This is a genomic window from Gordonia sp. LMA167 (assembly GCF_058130025.1).
Genome location: NZ_CM176708.1, coordinates 6,803,466 through 6,821,386 on the forward strand (window position 1 = coordinate 6,803,466; position 17,921 = coordinate 6,821,386).

At 63.4% G+C, this 17,921-nt stretch carries 16 protein-coding genes and 3 pseudogenes; 8 read left to right on the top strand and 11 right to left on the bottom strand.

The window, feature by feature from the left end:
* Nucleotides 1-130 precede the first annotated feature (130 nt).
* From ACVT6V_RS30565 to ACVT6V_RS30595, 7 genes and pseudogenes are all read left to right on the top strand, one after another.
* Nucleotides 131-856, top strand: a complete 726-nt coding sequence (locus tag ACVT6V_RS30565) for a TnsA-like heteromeric transposase endonuclease subunit (protein WP_006369927.1) — start codon at nt 131-133, stop codon at nt 854-856.
* Entirely contained in the window at nt 853-2,862 is a 2,010-nt protein-coding gene (locus ACVT6V_RS30570; RefSeq protein ID WP_079931101.1) for a TnsB C-terminal domain-containing protein, read from the top strand. Before ACVT6V_RS30565 ends, ACVT6V_RS30570 begins: the two co-directional genes overlap by 4 nt.
* Nucleotides 2,859-3,932: an ATP-binding protein gene (locus ACVT6V_RS30575; protein ID WP_006369929.1), complete on the top strand. Its 1,074-nt coding sequence runs from the start codon at nt 2,859-2,861 to the stop codon at nt 3,930-3,932. The genes ACVT6V_RS30570 and ACVT6V_RS30575 overlap by 4 nt, the downstream gene beginning before the upstream one ends.
* Nucleotides 3,898-4,380 (top strand): annotated as a pseudogene (locus tag ACVT6V_RS30580) (TniQ family protein); the annotation flags it as partial. The gene ACVT6V_RS30575 and the pseudogene ACVT6V_RS30580, both read left to right, overlap by 35 nt.
* Nucleotides 4,381-4,539: 159 nt before the next feature.
* Nucleotides 4,540-5,592, top strand: coding sequence for a hypothetical protein (locus tag ACVT6V_RS30585; protein ID WP_020169780.1), 1,053 nt, complete (start codon nt 4,540-4,542; stop codon nt 5,590-5,592).
* 446 nt (nt 5,593-6,038) lie between these two features.
* Nucleotides 6,039-6,239: a hypothetical protein gene (locus ACVT6V_RS30590; protein WP_287014663.1), complete on the top strand. Its 201-nt coding sequence runs from the start codon at nt 6,039-6,041 to the stop codon at nt 6,237-6,239.
* A gap of 127 nt (nt 6,240-6,366) precedes the next feature.
* Nucleotides 6,367-7,194 (top strand): annotated as a pseudogene (locus ACVT6V_RS30595) (IS481 family transposase); the annotation flags it as partial.
* 64 nt (nt 7,195-7,258) lie between these two features.
* Here ACVT6V_RS30595 and ACVT6V_RS30600 read toward each other — a convergent pair.
* The 4 genes and pseudogenes from ACVT6V_RS30600 to ACVT6V_RS30615 all read right to left on the bottom strand — a co-directional run.
* Nucleotides 7,259-7,588: pseudogene (locus ACVT6V_RS30600) on the bottom strand (ATP-binding protein); the annotation flags it as partial.
* A 32-nt stretch (nt 7,589-7,620) separates the two neighbouring features.
* Nucleotides 7,621-8,559 (bottom strand): IS3 family transposase, encoded by a 939-nt coding sequence (locus tag ACVT6V_RS30605; RefSeq protein WP_211541884.1) that lies wholly within the window; start codon nt 8,557-8,559, stop codon nt 7,621-7,623.
* Nucleotides 8,556-8,846 carry a transposase gene (locus tag ACVT6V_RS30610; RefSeq protein WP_005195137.1) on the bottom strand — a complete coding sequence of 97 codons (291 nt, stop codon included), beginning with the start codon at nt 8,844-8,846 and terminating at the stop codon, nt 8,556-8,558. Before ACVT6V_RS30610 ends, ACVT6V_RS30605 begins: the two co-directional genes overlap by 4 nt.
* 23 nt (nt 8,847-8,869) lie before the next feature.
* A complete protein-coding gene (locus ACVT6V_RS30615; RefSeq protein ID WP_005201356.1) occupies nt 8,870-9,415 on the bottom strand; it encodes a cytochrome ubiquinol oxidase subunit I in 546 nt (181 codons plus the stop codon).
* A gap of 351 nt (nt 9,416-9,766) precedes the next feature.
* Between ACVT6V_RS30615 and ACVT6V_RS30620 the strand changes: the two genes are divergently transcribed.
* The gene (locus ACVT6V_RS30620) at nt 9,767-10,129 is read left to right on the top strand and encodes a hypothetical protein (RefSeq protein ID WP_262365841.1); all 363 of its coding nucleotides are present in this window, start codon (nt 9,767-9,769) and stop codon (nt 10,127-10,129) included.
* A gap of 58 nt (nt 10,130-10,187) precedes the next feature.
* Here ACVT6V_RS30620 and ACVT6V_RS30625 read toward each other — a convergent pair whose 3' ends face one another.
* The 7 genes from ACVT6V_RS30625 to ACVT6V_RS30655 form a co-directional block, all read right to left on the bottom strand.
* Nucleotides 10,188-11,900, bottom strand: coding sequence for an aldehyde dehydrogenase family protein (locus ACVT6V_RS30625; RefSeq protein WP_020169775.1), 1,713 nt, complete (start codon nt 11,898-11,900; stop codon nt 10,188-10,190).
* A gap of 46 nt (nt 11,901-11,946) precedes the next feature.
* Nucleotides 11,947-12,606 (bottom strand): Rv1363c family protein, encoded by a 660-nt coding sequence (locus ACVT6V_RS30630; protein ID WP_005201351.1) that lies wholly within the window; start codon nt 12,604-12,606, stop codon nt 11,947-11,949.
* A 64-nt stretch (nt 12,607-12,670) separates the two neighbouring features.
* Complete coding sequence (locus ACVT6V_RS30635) at nt 12,671-13,249, bottom strand: Rv1363c family protein (protein ID WP_026919819.1); 579 nt, start codon at nt 13,247-13,249, stop codon at nt 12,671-12,673.
* Nucleotides 13,225-14,643, bottom strand: coding sequence for an MCE family protein (locus ACVT6V_RS30640; RefSeq protein ID WP_005201346.1), 1,419 nt, complete (start codon nt 14,641-14,643; stop codon nt 13,225-13,227). The genes ACVT6V_RS30635 and ACVT6V_RS30640 overlap by 25 nt, the downstream gene beginning before the upstream one ends.
* A complete protein-coding gene (locus ACVT6V_RS30645; protein ID WP_006369841.1) occupies nt 14,640-15,797 on the bottom strand; it encodes an MCE family protein in 1,158 nt (385 codons plus the stop codon). Before ACVT6V_RS30645 ends, ACVT6V_RS30640 begins: the two co-directional genes overlap by 4 nt.
* Entirely contained in the window at nt 15,797-16,915 is a 1,119-nt protein-coding gene (locus tag ACVT6V_RS30650; RefSeq protein WP_020169772.1) for an MCE family protein, read from the bottom strand. Before ACVT6V_RS30650 ends, ACVT6V_RS30645 begins: the two co-directional genes overlap by 1 nt.
* The gene (locus ACVT6V_RS30655; RefSeq protein WP_005201341.1) at nt 16,912-17,901 is read right to left on the bottom strand and encodes an MCE family protein; all 990 of its coding nucleotides are present in this window, start codon (nt 17,899-17,901) and stop codon (nt 16,912-16,914) included. The genes ACVT6V_RS30650 and ACVT6V_RS30655 overlap by 4 nt, the downstream gene beginning before the upstream one ends.
* Between the last annotated feature and the right edge of the window lie 20 nt (nt 17,902-17,921).

Genomic DNA, 17,921 nt, shown 5'->3' on the forward strand with positions numbered 1-17,921 from the left:
TTTGTTCCCTGCGATATTTCGCCAGGACCTGAAGATGGCTGTAGCTTCTCACCGAACGTGTCATTTTCTCATCGGCTTGTCATAGGCGTGTCATCGTTCTCATCGGGCTGTCATGCGGCACGATAGCAAAATGCCTGATCAGATCGGTGCGACCGAGATTCGCTTCGTTACCGAAGCCGGTGACGAGACCATCAGTCAGGTCAGGGATCACTCGATCAGCTCGATGGCCCGAGCCCAGCCAGTGCGCCTGCCACCGTCCCACGCCGGCCAACGCCACTATCCAGGTCTTTTTTGGACCCGTACAACAGCCGACCACGTGGTTTACGAAAGCCTTCTCGAACGCGACCGCATCTTGCTTGCCGACTTCGATCCCGAAGTCGTTTGGATCACGGCGCAACCTTTCTGGATCACCGGCGACGACAGAGGTACCGGCCGACGCCACTGTCCCGATCTCCTACTGACGCGGGCTGATGGGTCATATTTGGTCGTGGACGTCAAGAATCCACGAATCGCGCAGAAAGACGAGGTCAAGGCCGTGTTCACGTGGACCAAGGTGGTGTCCAAGCGCCTCTCCGCCGATTATGAGGTTTGGACCGGCGAGGACTCGGCATTGATCAACAACATCAGATTCGCTTCTCAGGCTCGCCGCGAGTCGCGCGCGGCCCTGTTCCAGACGGTGCTCGAACGATTTCCAGAGGAGCTCTCAATCGCGCACGCTGAAGCCACACTCGCAGCCGAGCGGATTGCACGGCCTCGACACATCGTCCTCGAGCTTCTGTGGACGGGCACCTTCACGGCCGATCTCACCCGGCCATTCGGCGACAACACCTTGATCCATCGAGCCGAGGCCGTATGAGCAACACTTATCGACTTGCTGTTGGCGATCGGGTGTGGATCGACGGATCCGTGGTCCGCATAGTCGAGATCAGCGACAGTCGGTCGATAGTCGAATCGGATCGCGGCACACGAGCGGTGAGCACTCCACACCTCGTGAGGTCTTCTCAGCCGCTCGACGCACCTCGCAGGCCCTGCGAGACGTCCGGACAACTGCTTTCGAATCTTACGAAGAAACAGCAAGAGACTTACAACGCACGGCTCGCCGTCGTCGAAGCAGTACTGGAGATGCATCACAACAGCGGCGACTCTATCGGTCGCAGCTCCGAAACGGTCGCTCTCGCACACAACATGTCTGACCGCACCGTCAAACGCTGGGTGAAGGCGTATCAAGAGTCAGGACCAGCCGGCCTCGTCGAAGCAAGGAAGCAGCGCTCGCCGATCGACCCACTCTGGCGGGAGGCGTGCCTCGACGTACTCAATCGGTACACACGCGAATCCACACCCAGCAGAAACATAGTAATCGACCAGGCCAACAATCTGCTGACCGAGCGGTGTGGCGCCGATCTGGCGCCCACCCCATCCAATGCGACCGCCTACCGCTGGCTGGACGAGCTCTCCAAGGGTCGCTATTCATTTGGCAGCGGAAAGGCACGGCGAATCGCCGCCGACCGGCCGGAGGCCCCGTATGGCCGTTTGCGCGCCACGCGCCCCGGAGAGTACTTCGTACTCGACACAACGCGCCTCGACGTGTTCGCGATGGAGCCGATCACGCTGCGTTGGGTGCCGGTCGAACTCACTGTGGCGCAAGACCTCTATACACGCTGCATTGTCGGTCTGCGCCTGACCCCGATTTCAACCAAGGCAATCGACGTGGCCAATGTGTTACACCAGTCGGTGACGCCCCAAGAACCGGTCGACGACGGAGCGTGGCCGTTTCACGGCGTGCCTAGTTCGATCGCAATCGAACGCGACGACCCGACCGCAGACGATGCCACTCCGAGCATCCCAGGCTGCCTACCCGAGTCAATCGTTGTTGACCATGGCAAGATCTACCTCTCGCACCATGTCAGATCCGCCTGTGCGCGACTCGGAATCTCGATTCAGCCTGCGATCGTAAAGAAGGCGTCAGACAAGCCAACTGTCGAACGCTTCTTCAAGACCATTCGGCTCGGCCTGCTTCAGCAACTGCCGGGCTACAAGGGACCCGACGTCTATCACCGCGGTGAAGACATTGAGAGTCAAGCGTTCTACTACGTCGCCGAGCTTGAGTCGATAATTCGCGAGTGGACAGCTCGGGTGTACCACCGGTCGAAACACGAAGGCTTGTGTCTCCCTGAGACGCCCGGCCTCGAGCTATCACCGCTCGAAATGTACGAGATCGGCCTGGCTCGCGCCGGTGGACTCACCATCCCGTCCTCACCGGACCTTGCGTACGAGTTTCTCAATGTGGAGTGGCGCACGATCCAGCACTATGGCATAGAAGTGGATGGGCGCCGATACGATGGCGCGGCGCTCAACCCTTACCGGAATAGCAAGTCCAACTTCGGTGGTCCGAAGGCTAGAAAATGGCCAATCCACATAGACAGCGGCGATGTTCGACGCGTGTACTTCCGCGACCCCTCATCTGGCAAATGGTCGCCTCTGGTCTGGGAGCACGCAGGTGGACTCGACCAGCCCTTCTCCTCGGACGCCGCCGACTACACCAAGCTTCTGGCCGTCCGCGAAAACCGGCATGTCGACCCACAGGACGCCGTCCGCAACCTCCTCGATGAGTGGTCCAAAGGCAACACCAAATCCAAGCGCGACCGCGCCCTCGCACGACGCCTGGCCAGCACCCGTTCCACGGCAAGCGATACTGGCGATGGCCAACCTGACGACGAGATTGCATCACTGCCAGGAGTTATCGACCTTCTCGCGAGGAGAGCAGAACGTCGCCCTCCAGGTTGGGATTTGGACGATGACCTCGATGTGTTTGAGAAGTACCAAGGTGCAGACGATTCGAGCTATGAGGTATTCGACGAATGAGTAACCCATGGGCACTATGGCTTCGAAACAATCAACCGCATCGCTACAACCTGGCGTCAAAAGTGGGCTGGCACGACTTCGTGCATTCGCCGCCGCGCGCGAGCCTGGAACTCCTCACGAAGGGACAGATCGCAGCGCTCAGCGACGACGAGCGCGAAGACTACAACGAAGCTCGCTTTGTATGGAATGCCAACCTCCCGACTGTCAAGACAGCTCAACTCACGCACGCCTTCGCTGTCATCGATCAAGTCATGGCGTCCAACCGTCGCGATGGCGACCGCCTCCGCGGATCGGTCGTGATCGACGCCCCGCCAGGTCTCGGTAAGACCACCATCGCCATCCGCTACGCAAGGCAGTTCCATCGAACTGCAATTCGCCGCCTCAGCAGCGAGACCGCCGCAGGCGATCAGCGTATTCCGGTCGCCTTCATCCCGCTCGATGCTGGAATCACCCTCAAGGGCCTGAACAGAAAGATCCTCGCCTTCTATGGCCATCTGGGGGTAGCTGGTGCGAATACTTCTGGTTTGGGTGCGCTCGCGGTCGACTGCGTACGGAGCTGCGAGACTCAGATAATTGTCATCGATGACCTTCACTTCATCGACTTTCGAGACCGTCACGGTCGCGAAGTAAGCAATCATCTGAAGGGCTTGGCCAACGAAATGGCGGTCACGTTCATTTACGTCGGTGTACGCCTCACAGAGAAGAAGTTCTTCGACGAGGGCCTGGGAGGCGATGACGGTGCCGTGTACGCACAGACTGCCCGCCGTGCCACACGTGCACGCGTCGCGCCGTTCAACACCGACTCCGATGCCAGCAACGTCGCCTGGATCTCGCTTCTCAACGCCCTCGAATTGCACCTAATGCTCGCCGCGCAAACGCCTGGGACACTATCCGATTTCGGCAAGGAACTCTTCCGCCGAACGCAAGGGCACATCGGTTCACTGACGAACCTGCTCGATCGGGCCGCCTATCTGGCTATTAAGACGGGCACCGAGCAAATTACTGCGAGCATCCTGGAGGAGGTCGTCGTTGACAATGCCGCTCAGCGGCTCACCACTCCCAAGAGGTGAGAGAACCGACGCGGAGCAACTACCCTCCGCAATTGCGATACCAGACGGGTACAACCCGCGGCGGCTTCCCATACTCGTCGCCCCCAGGGACGATGAGACCGCACCGAGTTGGCTGCGCCGTTTCGGCCACCGCTACGGACTCACCGCACGCGCGCTACTCCGAGAACTCGGGATTCCAACGAGTGCCTGGTCCCCCACACGAGTCTCTGCGCATATCGCTGAGCACAGTGATTTGATTGTGGATACGGTGGGGCTACCGGACGAACGAGCCCGATACCTCCGGGCAGGACTCATATCCGAGGCTGTTTCCGCATTTCGCACGCACTGGGAACGGTACGGTAAGTCTTCGGAATCGATGCCCCTCGACCCTTCCTACTGTCCCGAATGCCTTGCTCAGCAAGGATACTGGAACTCGACATGGTCACTGCCGCTACACCGCGTCTGTGTCGAACATGCGATCTTGATGCCTACCAACTGCCCTCGGTGTGCCGAGACGCCGTGGGCGGGCACGAGTTGGCCCAATAGCACCGACCCCAACTGGGCCTGTCCGCAGCGCGACAATCGCCCCCGAACACCAAGAACTCGACACGCATACTGCGGCCACGACTTGCGCGACGTCGAGTTCCGTAGGGTTGCCCCCGAGATCGTTGAAGCTCAGGTTTGGATTCTCGAACTCGCACGCGGTGCATCAGAGCCTTCGACGAACAGCTTTGGCGGTCAGCGGTTCAGTACACGCGAATACTTCGACGCGGCTCTGACGCTGGGCAAGCCCATTATGAGCTGTCAGGCAGCAAGCGACCCTGACGCCGCGTGCCTCGAGCAACTCCTCAAGGTAAAGTCCATCCTCTGCGAGGAGGACGTTCATGCGGCTCATTCGCTCGCCGTAGAGCAGAGCGTCCTTACTCCAGGAACCTGGCTTCTCAGGGACGGCCGAGATTTGCCCCGTAGTCGGACGAATGCGGTTATCGGCCACCTCGCCATCACCCCGCTCGCCGAAAAGCTATCGCCGACGGCACAACTGACGTTTCGAGTTGCTAGTGGGTGTGCCCGTTATCCGACGGCCCACGAGATCCCGGGCAACCACATTCCTCTCTCGTCGATACCTCAAGTTCACTGGACGGGATTCCGCGACTACACGACTGCGAAGGATCGCGCCGTCCTTTCCATGCTCCTTGCACGGTCTGGGACCGCGAGACCTTGGGGCCATATCGCTTTCGCGCTAGGACTGCCTCACGAATTCTCGCGCTACCCACCACTACTCATCCGCCAGATCAAGCGCAGCGGCGATTGGACCGACACCCTGGATCAGATCGAGAACCAGACCCGGGAACTGCTCACCGGCCCGCCTCCTATCGATTACCACCGCCGGCGGCTTCAACTTGCCAATCCAGATCTCACGATCTCCATTGCGAGAATTCTTAGCACGAGCCGCACGTTCAGAGCAGTGACTCCACACGCGCTAGCCGTCGCGATTTGGGAGGTCTACACCGGCGGGGCCGCCGAGTTCGCGACAGAATCGCTCTACTCTGAGGATTCCAACGACGGCGATCTCAGCTCGGCGCGCAACCTGGTACGCGAGCAGTGGTCCACAATCCGATCAAACAGCCTGTTGCCTGACCTGGGATTCGGCGAGGAGCCACTTGAATGGCGCCCACCTTGAAGGAGCTACGTGCAGACAGGACACTCCGGCAACAGATCTGACTCGCGCTCGTCAGTGGCTTCGAGAATGCCCTCACTCTACCGCGGAACGCTTGAGGCGGATCAGCACATGTGCCGCGCAGATGTCTACGAGGCGAATGAGTCATACCGACGCCACGGGCTCAAAGGAGTCGGGCAACTCAACTCACTGATGGAAATCCTCCTGCAGCACACCTTCAACGCCGCAAGTCCACGCTATACACCGTGGGAAATTGATCGAGAACCACCAGGGCGTGCAATCTCCCTGCCGCCGACGGCATGGCCGCCGAGTTCGGAACCGACCCTTGCGACACGCTACCCGGATGGTCCGACGAACTGGTAGTCGAACGCCTCGGTCTTGATCGGGCATCGCCCGCAGGGTCGCGCGAGGTGTGGGCATTCGTCGGCGTCGCTTGCAACAATGCCCATGTGAAGTTCCGTCGCCGCAACCTCGAAGCTCTTGGAAACCTCGTCGTGGGCAACCTCGGACGCGACGATGCCCAGAACGTCGACGAAGTTCGGTACTTCCCGTATCGCTCCAGCATGTACATCACTGAGTTCTTTCAAGAGTTGGAGACGGAGTACCAGCACGACGGCTCCACCCGCCACCGGTGGGTTGCCGACGTGTGACGTGTAAGGGCTCGGGACATGCTTGACGTCGTGTCGTCGGGACATCGTTGACGTCTCACGCTTGTCGGTGGTCGCAGTCAGAGTGTGGGGGGTGTCCTTCTCTGCTGAGACTGAATCCGATGCTGAGATCGCTGCACGGGTGCGTGTGGAGGTCAGGTTCCGTGCGGTCACCGAAGTCGCCGACGGTGCTCCGGTCATCGAGGTCGCTAACCGTTACGGTGTCTCTCGCCAAACGGTCACGGCGTGGCGCAAGCGCTATGCCGCATCAGGTCTGGGCGGTTTATCGGATCGATCTCGCCGACCGCGTACTAGCCCGAACCAGATCTCTCCACAAGTGGAGGCGACGATCTGCGAAATGCGACGCACCCACCGGCGGTGGGGTGCCCGGCGCATCGTCTACGAACTCGGACGCCTCGACCCTTATGCGCCCGCGCCCGCGCGGGCCACGGTGCACCGCGTGCTGGTACGCAACGGATTGGTCAATCCTCAAGAGCAGCTACATAAACGGGTCTACAAGCGATGGGAGCGGGAAGCTCCGATGCATCTGTGGCAACTCGACCTGGTTGGAGGTGTGTTCCTGGCTGGCGGCCGGGAATGCAAACTGTTGACCGGCATCGACGACCATTCCCGCTTCGTCACCGTCGCCGCGGTTCTCGAGCAGCCCAGTGGCAGTGCCGTGTGTGAAGCGTTCGTCGGGGCGATGAATCGATGGGGCGTGCCGTTCGAGGTGCTCACCGACAACGGCAACCAGTTCACCGGCAGACACACGCGGCCGTTGCCGGTTGAGGTGCTCTTCGAGCGGACGTGTCGCGAGTACGGCATCACCGCGCGGTTGACCAAACGCCGGTCACCGACCACGACCGGCAAAATCGAACGATTCCATCGCACATTGCGCCGGGAGCTTCTCGACGAGACTGGCGCCTTCGACACCATCGAGACCGCGCAAACGGCTATCTGTCAACGGCGGCCGAAAACTGACCCCTTATCGACGGTTGAAATTTGACCCCCTTTTGGTGTGGTTACTGGTCGGCGTTGACGAGTTGTCGTCGGGTCTTGGTGCGGTAGGAGTCGCCGTCGATGGTGATGACCTCGGCGTGGTGGACGAGGCGGTCGATGAGTGCGGCGGCAACGACATCGTCGGCGAAGACTTCGCCCCAGCGGCCGAATGGCATGTTCGAGGTGATCAGGATCGAGCCTTGTTCGTAGCGGCTGGCGATGAGTTGGAAGAACAGGTTGGCGGTATCGGAGTCGAACGGCAGGTAGCCGATCTCGTCGATGATGATCAGCCGGTAGCGGCGGAGCCGTTTGAGTTCGGAGACCAGGCGGCCGGTGGTGTGTGCCTCGGTCAGGTGTGGTTCCCCCGGAATCGTGGAGGACTCCTCTATGCGGCTTCGGGCTCGGTGACTGCGGTGTTCTCGTAGTCGACCGGACTCATCATCCCGATCGCGCTGTGGCGACGCTGGTGATTGTAGAAGCCGTAGCACCACTCCAACACGACCGCCTGCGCCTCCATGATAGTATGGAACTCGTTGCGTGACAACACTTCCCACTCCAAAGAAGAGAAGAATGCCTCCGCTGCGGCGTTGTCGAAACACGATCCGACCCGGCCCATCGACTGCCGGATACCCATCTTCTGGCACAGCCTGGTGAACCGTCTCGCGGTGTACGTCGACCCACGATCGGTGTGGAAAATCAGCTTCTGCGCATCGTCATCACGCCATATCGCCTGCATGCCGCCCCGCGTGGCGACCGCCATCTCGATCGCCGCACACGCCAACGCTGCATCCGGGTGACGACTGGTGGCCGCCCCCAGCAGGCGGCGACTGTAGAGGTCGATGACCGTGGCCAGATACAGCTTGCCCGCCGCGGTCGGGATCTCGGTGATGTCGCCGACCCACCGCTGATCGGGGCACTGTGCGGTGAAATCGCGACCCAACAAATCGGGGAACTTCGGGGCGGTCTTGTCCTGACGGGTCAGCCCGTTGCGCCGGCGGATCCGCCGCGCGACCAGGCCCTGACGACACATCGAATCAGCGACAGTCTTCTCGGTCACCGTCCACCCGTCAGCACGCAGATCCGCATGCAGGCGCGGTGACCCGTGCAGGCCGCGGGCCTTGTCGAACGCCACCGCCACGGCCCGGTCGATGGTGTCCCGGCGATAGTCGCGGGTGGTGTGCAAACCCGTTGCCGCACCCGGCGATTGGGTCCGCTTATGCCATTTGTAGAACCACGCCTCGCTGACCCCGAGCAGCCGGCAGGACACCGCGTGTGGCACCCGATAGTTGGTCCTCTGGTCGGCGATAAAGCGTGCCACGCTCACTTCGTCGCCTCCTTCACCCACAGGACCACTGATCGCTTGAGGACATCACGCTCCATGCGCAGCTCGGCGACCTCGTCACGCAACCGTTTGAGCTCAGCAGCGTCATCAACGGTCAGCTCGCCGCGGCCCTCCCGCTCGGCGCGCGCCCGGTTGACCCAGTTACCCAAGGTGCCCTCGTTGACCCCCAGGTCTCGAGCGACCTGGGCGATCGGCTTACCTGTCTCCTCGACGATCCGGACCGCCCCATCACGAAACTCCCGGTCGTACTTCTTCCGCTTCTCTGGCATCGTGCTCCTCATTATCGATGCCTCTACGGTTCGGGGGGAACCTCATTGACCGAGACCACGCAGAACGTCCCGACGACCCCGGCGATGCCCATCGGAATCAGCATCAGCAGATGGCGTCGAGGCGGCATGCGGTCCCAGCCGTAGAGGTAGATCCCGAGGAAGATCGCCTCGACGAAGAACGACAGCCCTTCGAACGCGAATGGCAATCCCAGCACGTCACCGAACCGGCCCATCAAACCGGGCCACAGCAGACCCATCTCGAAGCTGAGGATCGTGCCCGAGACCGCGCCGATCGCGAACAGCACTGCCGACACCTTGGCCCACCGTCGGGCCAGTCCCATTGCGACAGGGCCGTCGCGCACGATGCCGCGACGGCGCATCACGAAGATCATCGTCGGGAACGCCACCCCGAAACACGCAAGGACGATGTGCCAGCCCAGGGACACCGCCATCTGCTGCCGGGCCGGCATCAGACCCGGAGGTTGCTGACCCTCCGCCACAACCAGCAATGCCTCGGCCAGGTACACGGTCGTCACCGTCGAGCAGGGCCGGTTGTTCCAGCCCGACACGTCGTCATCTGTACCGAAGGTAATCGCACGCAGATGAGGTTCCCGCCGGGGGTGGCCGGTAAACGCCACTGCCCCGCCGCCGGCTCGAGCTCGTGTCCGCAACGACGAGGGTGGGTCCGAGTTGCTCGACGACGATGAACAGCGCGTCGGGGACGGTCCGGCGGGTCAAGTCAGCGGCGGGATACGGTGTACCGGAAACCCGATTTCCGGGTGAAAAACTTTGTTTCGTACTCTTTTCCCCGTCAATCCCGCTGCTGCCGATGCGTTCGTGACCGAAACCACTTCGAGTGTTTGCGTGTGGTGCTCGTCCACCGACGAAATCGCGGAGTTCCGCGGCGAGAGGCGCGGACGGTGCTCAACCAGACGCGCACGCAGACTCCCCCGCGTGCTGCTTCCCGGCGGCGAAGCGTCGAACCGCGACGACGACTGCCCACGAAGGCAGGCGGGAAGGCGGTGGCCACCAAGCCGCAGAATGTCAGGTCCGGCGTCGCCGGGCCGGCGAACGTCTCACGACCCGACCGCGCCGAGCTCATGAGCCGGGCGCAGAGCCTCCTGGCGCAGCTCACCGAGATCGAGGAACGTCTGCAGGTCGCGCAGAAGGATGGCGGCTTGAGTGGCAAGGCCAAGGTGTCCGACCTGACCGCGAAGCGCGACTCCGTGTTGCGCACGCTCGCCGCGTTGGAGAAGGCCAAGCGGGCGCTCGAGCCGGCCTGAGGTGGACGCACCACACCCCGTACGCTTCGTGACGGGGCACCTCGCTGCGCGCGGTGCGTCAGCCGCGTAAGGCGGACGCAAAGAGCGACGGCAGCCGGGTGGCCTTCGGATCTGCCGCGAATGCAACCATCTTTCGGCCTACATGGTGCGCATGCGTGTTCCTGACGAACCACGCCGGCTTCGGCGTGATCGACAGCTGGCCGGTGATCAGAGATCGGCTCAGCGGGCGGAACGGGCCGGTCACGACCGTGCGCTCTGTGTCGTCCACCAGTGATGCGTTGTGTACCAATCCGATTCCGCTCTCGACATCGACGAGGGTCGCACCGGGAAAGCCGCCCCATGGTGCTGCTGCGGTGAGATAACCGACCCCCGTCCACGCGTTGATCGCAATCGTGCCGTAGCGGAGCGATTCCACGAACCACTCGAACTCTCGACCGAGCTTGCGGCGGTATCTCGGGTGCACCAAGACGTTGGCGCCGAGAGTGCCCTCGAGCCGCTCATTGACGAAGCGGCTCGCTGCCCGGAGGTAGGCAATCCCGTCTCCGGGGATCTCCACGACGGCCAGCACGGGCGAGAAGTACTCCACGGTGAAGGCCTCGGCCACCTGGTCCGGTGAGAGCCCCTCGATCAGCAGCCGGCCGTTCTCGCGTGCGTTGGCCGTGGCGTGCCGGTCGGCTGCCGCGGCGACCCGTTGGTCGCTTCCGGGGTAATAGGCTGGCCGCGCGGGAGCCTTGTCGATCTGGTCGCGGAGTTCCCGGAGGAACTCCCCTTTCTTGGACCACTCGGACGGGATCACGGCAACCTGGGCGGCGATGCAGTTGTAGCCGCCGTTGTGCAGACGCTGGGTGGCCAGGTGCTCCGCCTGGAAACGGATGTCCTTGGCCGACCACCCGGTGGGGACGACGACGGTGGGTGATACGCCGCCGAGTTCACTGGTGATGGTCTTGCCGAGCTTCGGTACGCCGGCCCGGCGACGGGCCTCGCCTTCCGGGCCGGTGCCGAAGACGATGGCGTCGTGACTTGCCGAGCTTCCGGTGATGTGGACATGCGCCACATTCGGGTGATCGACGAGATACGAGCCGACCTCGACACCGCCCCTGACGACCTCCACGAAGCCGCGCTCGGACAGGGGTCGCAGGACGGCGTTGATCGCGTCGAACATCTCGCCCAAGACGGGGTTCAGTTTGAGGATCACGACGCGATTGTGCGCGATCAGCTCGTACAGGGTGTCCAGCACGGCGATCGAGGTGATGTTGCCGGCGCCGAGGACGACTGACATGCCGTGCGTCGTCGCGGGGTCGAGTTGCGCCAATCCCGCCGCCGACCGCGCCTGGGTGACACTCACCCCCGGCTTCAGCCAGACCTTGGCCGAGACGCCCGACAGCAGTAGCCGATCCCAGATCTGATGGGGAAAGACGTCGAGCGCAACACGACCGCCGGGAGCGACGGAAGTCGGTACGTGGGCGATGGGACTGTCGCCGCTGCTCAGGTCGCGCAGAGAACGGGCCAGCGTGGCAGCGTTCGTGATGACCGGGTACGGCCCCGACAGCCATTCTTCGCCTGCGAGCGGCGATGAGGGCGAGATCCGCTTCGCTCGGCACGCGGCCTCAACCCAATCCGATGCCTGCTCGGCCGCCTGGTGCGCCACCTGTTGCAGAAGGTCGGCGCGCCGGGTCAGCGGGAGGTCTGCCCACCGGCGCTCGCCTGCGCTGAGTCGTAGCAGCGCACTGTCGAGCTCCGCGACTGTGGTGAAATCGGTGGTGAGAGTCATGAGTTGTTCTCCATGGTGTGGTGTGGATGGCTCAGGGTTTCCGCGGCTACACCGGTGTGAATTCGGAGATCTTCCAGCGATCGCCGTCCTTGGCCATCTGGACGCGAATGCGGCTGCCGTCGAGTCGCGGCCCCTCAGCGTCCTTCTTGGACGTCGTCTGGTTGACGAAGAGCAGGACGGTTGCGTGATCGGCGTCCGACGCGACGAGTGCGGCGTCGACCACCTCGGCGTTCGTGACGATCTGCTCCTTCTTGGCAGCAGGTTGAATAACTGATTCGCCCAGTTGGGTGTATTCGTCGAGGAACCTGCCGGTCAGCATGGTCTCGGCAGCTTCGGGCAGCGCGGTGTCGACTGTTCGGTAGTCATAACTGAGCAGTTTGGGGATGTCGGTACGTGCCGATGCAAGCGCGGACTGCCCCGCCGATGCCTCCGTCGTCGCCGCGCTCGTCGCGAACCACACGTAGCCGAGTCCACCGGCGCCGGCGATCACGAGTGCCGCCAGCACCCTGACCAACCCGTTACGCGCCTTTGTCGAAAGTCTGGCGGGCCAGCTCACAACGACGGGGCCGAGTCGTTTGACATGACCGCCGCGCACCTTGTCCTGCTTCTCGGCGCCGTCGGTAGGCGCCGCGTCGGTGTCGACGTCGCGATCCACCTCCGCCTCGGCGAACTCGGATGAGATATCTTGCTCCACAACCTTGTTCATGGCTTCCTCCTCGGTTCTGCCGCCTTCGCGTCGGTCGACGCCTCTTGGTCCGCGCTCCCCGCGTTCATGACACGAACTCCACGTTGCTGACCTTCCACGCATGGTCGGCGGCCGTCAGATCCACCTTCATCCGATAGACGCGTTGCTGCCCGTCGGGTGCCTCGGTGTTCTTGACGATCGAGCTGACCGCGGCCAGGACCCGCGCGGCGTCGTCGTCGGCGGTGATGATCCCCGCCTCCTTGACCGATCCAGTCGAGAGGACCTCGCCGGAGGAAAGGACCTGCTCGAACGACGTAGCCAGCTGTTCAAACTGCTGCTGAAAGGATCCGGTGGCGACGGACTTGATCCGATCCAGGTCGGCCTTCGACCGGCGGTAGTCGAGGCTGACGAGTCCGGCGACCACCTCGCGGGTGACGTCGAGTACCTCAGAGTTCCGCTTCTCGTCCTGCTTGGCCTGATAGAGATCGGTGCCCTTCACGCCGAGCAGCGCGAGCACCGCCACGAGGGCCGCCACCAGCGCCCACACGGTGACCACGGACCGGAGTGGAGCAGTGCCCGCCCCTTCGCCGGCGCTCTCCGGGCCGACCGCGTCGTCGTCGACTTCCGGACCGGTGGCCTCTACTTGATCAGTAACGACTGCCATGTCGCCTTTCCTTTCGCCGAAGCTGAGTTGGTGGGTGTTCCCACGAAGTACGTCACCCCGTCGGGCCCTCGGAACCTTCCGGTGGTCTCCGAATACGGCACCGGCTTCGACGCTGTACGTAAGCGCTTCGGCACCCTCTTCGCCCCTGGGTCACCGCCGGCGTCGCCCATAGAGTGCGGACGCGACAACATCTCCGGCCACGTGGACGGAAGTCCCCCGGGGCAATCGGCCACTAAGGGAGTCCTCACGCGGGGGTCGGTCGCGCACGGGACGTTCCGGGCGCCACGCGCCACCTTCGGGTTGTCGGGGCGCGCGTCGCAGTACTGGTCCGGAACCACCGGCACAGTCCGCATGTCCGATGCGTCACGACGTCGGCTGCCGCCATATCCCTCGGTGCACGGGGGCGGGTTCAGCGTGTTTCCGAGCTTGATGTCGAGTGGAGCCTGCGGACTCTGGCCGAGCGCGTAGCCGTCGACCGAGTTCAGGGTTCCCGACGTGAACGCCGGATAGACGGTCAGGATGTGCCGGAGGTTGGGGACGTTGACGCGCAGCACCTGTCCCACGGACTGGAGGTCGGCGAGCAGCGTCGGCAGCGTAGGCGTCAGCTCGGTCAGGGTGGCCGACACCTGGTCGGCTGCCGACGGGGTCTGGGTCAGCAGAGTCCGCAAGTGTTCATCGCTCAGCGCGAGCTGATCGGTGAACGACGCGAGGTTCGCCACCGCAGAGGTCAGGTCGGCGGCCACCCGGTTGCCAGTGGTCAACAGCGGTTCGGCGTCGTCGATCAGCCGGGTGGTGGGGCCGATATCGATCTGCGCCAACTCGAGCAGCCGCTGTGATGCGTCGATCAACCGAGCCAGGCGATCACCGGTCTGTCCTAGCCCGTCGGACACCTCGTCGACGGTCGTCTCCAGATTCTGGGGCGAGATCGTCGCAACGAGGTTCATGGTCCTCTCCAGGACGTCTTTTGTGGGCGTGGGCGCCTCATTGCCCTTGGCCGACAACACGTCTCCGTCCGTCAGCGCGGGCCCGCCGTTGTCGCGGGGAATCAGATCCACGTATTGTTCCCCGACCGCAGACTGACTCCTGATGTGCGCCGCACTGTTTCGCGGGATCGTGTTGTCCGAATCGATGCGCAGGGTGATGCGAACCGGCGCCGACAAGTCGGCCAGATCGACGTCTACCGAATCCACCCGTCCCACGGTTACACCTCGATAGGTCACCAGTCCGGTCTCGTAAATGCCGCCGGCGGTGTCGAACTCGGCGACCACGCGATACGATCCGATGCCGGTGACCCGACCGATGCCGACGTAGGTGACAGTCCCGTAGACTACGCTGACCACGGTGAGGACAGCGAATACGACGAGCTGCCATCGCACCAGTCTGGTGAGTTTCATCGGGGGCCCCCCATCCCGGCGGGCTGCGGTGAGGTCTTTTTCGATGGGCTGTGATCCGTTGTGGGGGTGCGCAGTCCGAATGGAGCGCGGAGTGGGTCCGCGGCTTGCCGCGAGGTCGCCATCCTGGCCAGGGCCACCTTGGGAATACTGCCGAGCACCTTGTCGCGTATGGCGCCCACCGACAGGTCGAGGGTCAGGAAGAGGTTCTGGTAGTCACCCTTCATTCCCTTGTCGATGACGGTCACCGGGAACGGAACGGTGAGCCCGACGATGAGCGAGCCGACCAGGTCGTCGCCGGACTCCTCGAGCCCCTTCAGTGCGGGACGGAGTTCCGCGGCAATGGAGTTCAGATCGGCGTTGCTGCGTGCGATCACGCTGCCCACCTTTGCGCCGAACACTCCTACGCGATCGAGCATCGTGACCAGCTCCTCGCGTTGGTCCGCCAGCACGGTCAGGGCGGGTTCCAGGTTGTCGATGCCCTCCGCCACGGTCGAACTCTGATCGGCCAGCGTGGCGCTGAGCTTGCCGAGCGAATCGATGGCGCGGCCGATGTCATCACGTTGCTTGTGTAGTCCGGAGACGAAGGTCTTGAGTTGAGATATCGCTCGGTTGGCAGCGGCTGTGCGGCCATCGGTGGCGTCGTTGAGCTCGGTCATGATCGACCGGAGCTGTTCGAGGCCACTGCCGTTGAGGATCAGCGACAAGGCCGCCAGCACCGACTCGGTCGACGGATAGGCTGCGGAGCTGTTGACATCGAGTGTGTCGCCGGGCAACAGCTTGCCCGGCGTCTGCTCCGCGGGAGGAATGAACTCCAGGTACTGCGCGCCCAGCACCGAGGTCTGTGCCAGCTTCACGGTCGAACCGTTCGGGATCTCCACTCCCTCGGAGAGCTCCACGTCCACTTCGGCGAACGACTCGCGCACTGTGATGGACCGGATCTGCCCGACATTCGCGTTGTCGAGCTTGACCAGGGAGTTCGACACCAGGTTCTGCACGTCGGCTAACTGGACGGTGATGCTGTAGCTGTCACCGGAGACGGCGTCGCCTGGCAGTGACAACGAGTTGGCGCCGTCGAACCGACAGCCCGCCACCGTCGACATCGCGACGGCCGCCGCGATCAGTCCCGCGCCGACGTGAAAGCGCTTGTGTCCCATCAGCGTCCTCCCTCCTCGGGGCGACCGGTCGAGCGTGCCATCTCGGACGTGATGACCCGGGTCAGGGTGGTCTCGGCCTTCTGGCATTCCGACTTGGGAGCGTCCACGGTTGTCAGCAGTGCACAGATGAGCGACACCGGATCCGGGAAGTCGGCCACCGCGAGACCGGCCGTCAGTGAGTTCGAGTCCGGGTCGTAGATGTTGTAGAGGTTCGACAGCGCGGTCGGCGCCGTGTGCAGGATCTGAGCCAGATCGTCCTGCCTGTCGACGAGCAGTCGGGACACCCTGGTGAGGTCCTTGACGTCACGGCTTAGCGCACCCTGGTTCTGCTTCAAGTAGTCGCGCAGGCGTGGGGCCATCGAGTTGAGGGCACGGATCGCGGCATCGAGTTGCGTCCGATTGTCGTCGAGCACGGCCGACGCGTCGTCGAGTTGCGAGGCGAAACCGACGATCTGCTGGTCGGCGGTGCGCAGCGCGGTGACGACCTGCTGGAGATTGCGGACTGTGCTGAACAGGTCGGGGCCGGCCGCGGAGAGCGTCCTCATCGCGTCGGAGAGCGCATCGACCGACTTCCGGAGTGAGCCGCCGCTGGTGTCGAGCGCACCGGCCGAGGTGTCGATGAGTCGGCTGAGCGCCCCCTTCTCATCGCCGGTGGAAGGTCCGAGTTGGTGCGCGAGGTCGGTCACCTGCTTCTTGATCTCGTCGTACCCGACCGGGACCGCGGTCCGGCCGACCTCCACCACGGCATCGTCTTTCAGCGCACCAGCCGGCGATCGCTTGACCGGGTTGACGAACTGAACATACCGACCGGAGACGAGGGTCGGCGCCACGATCGCCGCCCGTGCCTCGGAGTCCACGTACGCCGAGTCGTCGTACGAGACCTCGACGCGAACCTTCGCCGGTGTGGCCTCCACTGCTTCGACAGTGCCGATGGTGACGCCGCGCATCTTGACCGGATCGCCGACGAACAGCCCGGTGCCGTCCGTGAACCAGATTGTGGCCCGTGAGGTGTGCGTGCTCTCCCATACCTTCGCCGCGGTCACGGCCACCATGGCGACGATGACGAGGGCGATGACCGCGGGCCCGCCGAGTCGGTTGACGGCTGATGACGTGCTCATCGCCCGCCTCCCGGACTGCCCGGCTGCTGGCCGCGGAGATTGGCCGGCGTGATGTTCTGGAGCAGTACTGAGAAGAACGGTCCGCTGCCCAGGACGTCGGCGAATTGCATGACGAATGTGCGCATCCCCTTGATCGACTTTTCGAGGTTGGCGTAGTTGGCGTTGAGCGTGGCCGTCACCTGACGGACCTCCTCGAGCATCTGTGGGGTGGACGATCCGGTGTCATGGACGAACGTCTCTATCTCGGTGGATACTGCGCGCAGGCTGGTGAGCAGCCTGCGGATCACCTCGGCCCGATCGACGAGGGTCTCGAACAGCACCGACCCGTCGTCGATGAGCCTGGTGATGTTGCCCTTTCGCTCGGCCAGCACGTCGGAAACCGAATCGGCCTTCTGCAGAAGCGTCCGGATTCCGGCATCGCGCGACGACACCGTCCGTGCCGCAGCGGCGACGTTCTCCAGGGAGCCGCCGATGTCGGACGGGAGATCGTTCATGACCTTGTCGAGGCTCTCGACCGCGTCGACGACGCTCTTCTTGTCGGTGTCTCCGACGGTCTCGGTGAGCTGGTCGAGTGACTCGGTGAGGTCGAAGCCGGAACTTGTCCGCGACACCGGGATTCGGTCGCCGAGCTCGCCGGGGCCGGCGGTCGTGAGTTGGACGAAGCGACGCCCGAGCGCGGTCTCGACCTTGATCGAGGCCGTGGTCTCGGAACCGAGCTTCTCCCAGCCGTCGGTGAGCCGCATCGTCACGTCGACGTGGTCCTCGGCGAGCTCGATCGACTGCACACTCCCCGCGGCCACGCCGGCGATGTGCACTTCGTCGTCGGGATTCAGGCCACTGGCGTCGGAGAACTCGGCGACCACGACGGTCACGCCGGGCAGGAACGGAATCGAGCGGTAGTTGAACGCGAGCGCGAGAACCGCGAGTATCGCCCCGATTCCGATGAGACCGGCCCGGATTCGACGGCGGGAGTCGTCAGATCTCATGATGTTTTGACCTCATCTGG